Source organism: Cupriavidus lacunae (assembly GCF_003353055.1).
Lineage (GTDB): Bacteria > Pseudomonadota > Gammaproteobacteria > Burkholderiales > Burkholderiaceae > Cupriavidus > Cupriavidus lacunae.
The window spans coordinates 1-4,537 of the sequence record NZ_QKWJ01000183.1 but is presented as its reverse complement, the minus strand read 5'-3'; the positions used below and the strand labels follow the sequence as shown (position 1 = coordinate 4,537).

The 4,537-nt window shown below is 59.5% G+C and carries 5 protein-coding genes and 3 pseudogenes; 5 read left to right on the top strand and 3 right to left on the bottom strand.

The window, feature by feature from the left end:
- Positions 1-199 (top strand): IS4 family transposase (locus DN412_RS42305; RefSeq protein WP_279635315.1); only part of this gene is annotated, 199 nt, incomplete at its 5' end.
- Positions 200-767: 568 nt separating this feature from the next.
- Here the strand turns inward: DN412_RS42305 and DN412_RS42300 are convergent.
- A complete protein-coding gene (locus DN412_RS42300; RefSeq protein WP_115216916.1) occupies positions 768-1,013 on the bottom strand; it encodes a hypothetical protein in 246 nt (81 codons plus the stop codon).
- Positions 1,014-1,465: 452 nt separating this feature from the next.
- Between DN412_RS42300 and DN412_RS45385 the strand changes: the two are divergent.
- A pseudogene (locus tag DN412_RS45385) lies at positions 1,466-1,549 on the top strand (H-NS histone family protein); the annotation flags it as partial.
- A gap of 105 nt (positions 1,550-1,654) precedes the next feature.
- Here the strand turns inward: DN412_RS45385 and DN412_RS46200 are convergent.
- A pseudogene (locus DN412_RS46200) lies at positions 1,655-1,708 on the bottom strand (hypothetical protein); the annotation flags it as partial.
- 271 nt (positions 1,709-1,979) lie between these two features.
- Here DN412_RS46200 and DN412_RS42280 point away from each other — a divergent pair.
- The 3 genes and pseudogenes from DN412_RS42280 (at position 1,980) to DN412_RS42270 (ending at position 3,882) form a co-directional block, all read left to right on the top strand.
- On the top strand, positions 1,980-2,240 hold the full coding sequence (locus DN412_RS42280) for an XRE family transcriptional regulator (RefSeq protein WP_115216914.1): 261 nt from the start codon (positions 1,980-1,982) through the stop codon (positions 2,238-2,240).
- A gap of 230 nt (positions 2,241-2,470) precedes the next feature.
- Positions 2,471-3,214 carry an acetoacetyl-CoA reductase gene (phbB, locus tag DN412_RS42275; RefSeq protein ID WP_115216913.1) on the top strand — a complete coding sequence of 248 codons (744 nt, stop codon included), beginning with the start codon at positions 2,471-2,473 and terminating at the stop codon, positions 3,212-3,214.
- Positions 3,215-3,384: 170 nt separating this feature from the next.
- Positions 3,385-3,882 (top strand): annotated as a pseudogene (locus DN412_RS42270) (phasin family protein).
- Between the two features lie 300 nt (positions 3,883-4,182).
- On the opposite strand, the gene DN412_RS42265 reads toward DN412_RS42270, so the two are convergent.
- On the bottom strand, positions 4,183-4,537 hold a 355-nt coding region (locus DN412_RS42265), incomplete at its 5' end, for a group II intron maturase-specific domain-containing protein (protein ID WP_279635314.1).

The following is a 4,537-nucleotide window of genomic DNA, read 5'->3' as shown; positions in this document are numbered from 1 at the left end:
GGGAGCATACGTGCTTGCCAAGAAAGCTCGCCCGAAGACACCGGTCACACTCAATCAGATGATTCGGCTGGTTGCTTCCCTGGGTGGGTTCCTTGGGCGCAAGAGCGATGGCGAGCCCGGCGCTAAGACGATTTGGATCGGCATGCAGAGAACCATGGACGCCGCCCTCACCATTCAAGCACTGCGGGAAGAGTCATGACTTCCGTATAAGGAAATGGCGTTACGGATAGCGCCGTGCACCGCGCGCTTGAAAATGAGGGATCGCTATCCTACTGTGATGAAATGTTGCCGCCCAGCTTTGTTGCTGCGCGGGATGGACGGGGGGAGCGGGCGTTGACTTAGCGGTACCGCCGGGGGGGCATCAGAGGCCCGCGTAGGGTCAATAGCCACTGCTGGTCGTACTTTTGCTGCTTCTTTCAGTCCCGGGTCAGGTAGAAAGAGACTGCAGTCTCACTGATGGCATGTTCGTCATGGCTTCCACCCAGCACGACGCGACGAACGACCTCACTGAGGACCCGAAGGACTGGATGGCAGGCGCCCTAGGAAATCAGGGCGGAACGGATTTTGGGGAGATGTACTACGTCCTGTACGACGCACTCGGGTGACCGAGTGACACAACTAGCGTGACGTTCAGGATATATCCGGACGTCAAGGTGGCCTGGCCATTCGACCCCAACATGCTGGACGGACTCAAGAGCGCATACATTGGCGTCTAAAAATGGCTTGGCTGCTGTGTTGGGCACGGCAGTGGAAATCGTCCGACCCGCTCAGTCGTCCGTCGACGAGCGGTGGGTTGGAACGGGTGCAAAGTCGAAATGGGCGGCGGCATACACGGCATTGCACGCCCATACTTCTTCCCCGTCCTTATAGAAGGTGACCCATTTGCCGTCGCTGATGCATTGGGCGCCGGGGAAGACCTCATCATGGCCATTGGGACCGTCCAGCGGGAAGGGCGCGTGTGGCGTGGCCCAGTAGCGGCCGGTCGATAAGGCCTCGATCACTCTTCGGGACATTCTCTTCAGGACCGCCATGCGGGGTCACTGAACGCGCTATCCAACCCCCGCCGCGGCGAAACGTATTGTGTCAACCCTGCAACGGTGTGACACCGCCACGAGACATCCTCGTGTAGTCTCACTGCCAGTCACCTCCTGCTATACGGTGCAATTTCGCCATGGGGCAATACCTCCAAATTGCATTCCGAGCCTTCGGCATCGGCGCCATCATTGTGATTGTCGCCCTGGTCTCCCGGCAAGTATATCTGCGGGTCGCCGCGGAAGCTGGGAGTGCCGGCGGTGAAGAGGATCCCGCGGCAACGATGTTGATCCGATGCGAGGCGATGCACAGCCGGCTGCAGAATCGGCATATCTCCGAAGACGCTGCGGATGCTGACGAGGAGTCGCGTGCGCGGTGTATGGAGTCCTGAGCTCGAACTCTGCAATTCACGTTCCGTGTGTGACGCTAACCGGTCTGCTACCGCAACGCCGAGGGGCTGCGCTGGGACGGGACGGGCGACATGCCGGACTGGCTGCGGCGGGCGGTCAATGCCGGGCACCCAGGCCGTCGCAAATGGCAGGAGCGAGACCATGAAAAGATGGACGAAGTTGATCCTGATGAACAGATAGCTCACCGCATAGCTGAGGGCCGTAGGCCACAGATGCCAGAGGGCCGCGAACACCGGATGATCCGGTGCCTTGAGTTCCAGCACCATGATGGTCACGATCACCGCGAAGACCGCGTCTGAAAATGCAGTCAACCGATCCGCGCTTATCTTTCCTTCACGCATAGCGCCCTCCTTGGGGTGAGCAAGAGCTTGGTCACGTGATGGTGACGATGAACCCAGCGTCCGAGAAGCGTCTTAGTGTTTCCCCGATTGTCTTATCGAATGTATGCGCCAATAATCCTGCCCTCGGCCGGCACCAGATTGGCGCATCGACGCTCGAGGGCCATGTTCAAGAACAACAAGATAGGAGGAGGCCCGCGTGTTTCGATTTGAGTATGGGGCGACCAATGTCTACGCACTGCTTGGCTTCGCGGACGCCGAGGAAATTCCGTTAAAGGCGGAAATCGTGAAGGACATGACGGCGTGTATAAGAGCCGCGGGCCTTACCGTGTCCGACGCTGCAGCCGTGCTCGGGACACTTCCGTCGGATCTCGCCCTGGTTCTCTGCGGCAAGTTTCAAGACATCGGCGCAGATGAGTTGCGCGGTTGGCTCGCGCGCCTTAGCTCGCGGTTGTGGTGATTGCAGCGCCTTCACCCAAAAGAGGGTTGTCCGGCCAAGCCGGTATCCAGCACCATTCGGTGCCCCAGACAGGCGAATGACACAAAACTGAAAAATCACTGCGCTAAGCTGGCGCGGTAGCGTTATTTGTTGGCGCACGTGCATACGTGGCGGTATTGGTCGAAAGCCGAACACAGAATCGGGACGACCGGAAGACAGGGGTCAAATTAACTTTGTGAGAGACAAGCAGGATGACAAAACGCATTGCATTGGTGACTGGTGGTATGGGCGGTTTGGGGGAGGCCATCAGCCTCAGGCTGCACGAAGCCGGCTACGACGTGGTCGTGGCGCATACGCCAGGCAACCCGAATGTGCAGAACTGGCTCGCCACCATGGAAGCTGCCGGCCGCAATTTCCGTGCGTACGCGCTGGACGTCGCCGACTACGATGCCTGCCAGGCAACCATGGCAAAGATTCTTGCCGAGGTCGGGCAGGTCGACATCCTGGTGAATAACGCCGGCATTACCCGCGACATGGCCTTCAAGAAGATGGACAAGGTCAACTGGGACGCCGTGATTCGCACCAACCTGGATTCGGTGTTCAACGTGACCAAGCCGCTGTGTGAAGGCATGGTGGAGCGGGGCTGGGGGCGCATCATCAATATCTCGTCCATCAACGGTTCGAAGGGTGCGTTCGGGCAGACCAACTATGCGGCCGCGAAGGCAGGCATGCACGGGTTCACGAAGTCGCTCGCGCTGGAGGTCGCTCGCAAAGGGGTGACGGTCAACACGATCTCTCCGGGTTACCTGGCGACCAAGATGGTCACCGCCGTGCCACAGGAGATCATGAATACAAAGATCCTGCCTCAGATTCCGGTGGGGCGCCTTGGCAAGCCGGAGGAAGTGGCAGCCCTAGTTGCCTATCTGTGCTCCGAGGATGCGGCCTACGTGACCGGATCCAACATTGCGATCAACGGCGGGCAGCACATGCAATGACCGACGGGGCGGAACATGGTTCTGCCCCCTTTGTGACTCCGTATCGCGGGAGCACATAGAGATCTACCCCACACGCGATCCGCCATCAGTCCCCCGCCTTTTTAGTGAAGACGACTGAGCGTCCAAACGCGTGTCGGAAGAGCGATAAATCATCACAATCGGAGAGCAGCGTGATCTTTACTCAGGAACAAATTTTGGCGGTACAACAGGCCAACCTCGAATCCCTGTACAGCCTGACAGCCAAGGCCATCGAAGGCTTTGAGAAGCTGGCTGAGCTGAATATGCAGGTCGCGAAAACGGCTCTGACGGAAAATCTGGACGGCGCTAGGCGCGCGCTCTCCGCCAAAGAGCCACGGGAATTTCTCGAGGTGCACGCGTCGCTGGTGCAGCCGGTTGGTGAGAAGGCTATGGCTTACGCCCGCCACCTCTATGAGATCACATCGGAAACGCAGAAAGAGCTTGCCGAAGTGGCAAAGGCCATCCTGACGGAGGGCTCACGGAAGCTGTGAGAGACTGTCGACACCTCGCCAAGAATGCGCCGGCCGGCGCAGGCTGTGGAAGTTGCTGAATCCAACATCCAGGCCGCTGCAACTTTGGCAACAAATGCCGCCCAGCAAGTCGGTGTTACGGCTCGTGCCCCCTCGAAGAAGACTTCGGCTTCCGCCTAATCCTGCTGCAGCGATCCTCTGAAGCTCGGCCTGCCTCGGTCGGGCTGACTTCTTCTTGCCGGGCGCTGCCGTCTGCTGCCAGAGACGTAGGCAAGCGGCCGCTACGGACTACGGAACGGTCGGATCCGCACGTGATCGGGGGCGTTTCTTTCGGCCGTTGAAGCGGCGACTGGTTTGGGCGCCCAAGTGTCCGTTTCCGAATTGTTCATGGGACATTCGAGCGGCCGGAGCGGCCCGTTAGCCAATGCCTCAAAATGGCCGGCNACCCGGTGTGCGGTTTTCCCGCGACGGGCTCTCCAGTCAGTTGTTTCCACATCGGGATTGGCGCGCCAATTGATGAGCCTCGTACATCGTGAACAGCCCAAGATTGGCGAAGAAGGCATTTGGCCATTGACTGTGATCGCGAAAGCATCGGCCCTGACCTGGACGATGTAGCTGTCGGCGCAGGACCGCTCGCAGTCGACGACGAACAAAGCCGTCGACGGACGAGAAGGTGTATCGGTGGGCATGCCGGAAGTATCCGAACCAGCCCCGCAGGATCGGATTGATCGACGCGATGATGCTCTCGATCGAATCGCCCCGGTGGCGCTTGGTCAGGGCACGGATTCGATCCCGCAGCCCCATCAGACTCTTCTTGCGCACCCAGCGTTGGCCC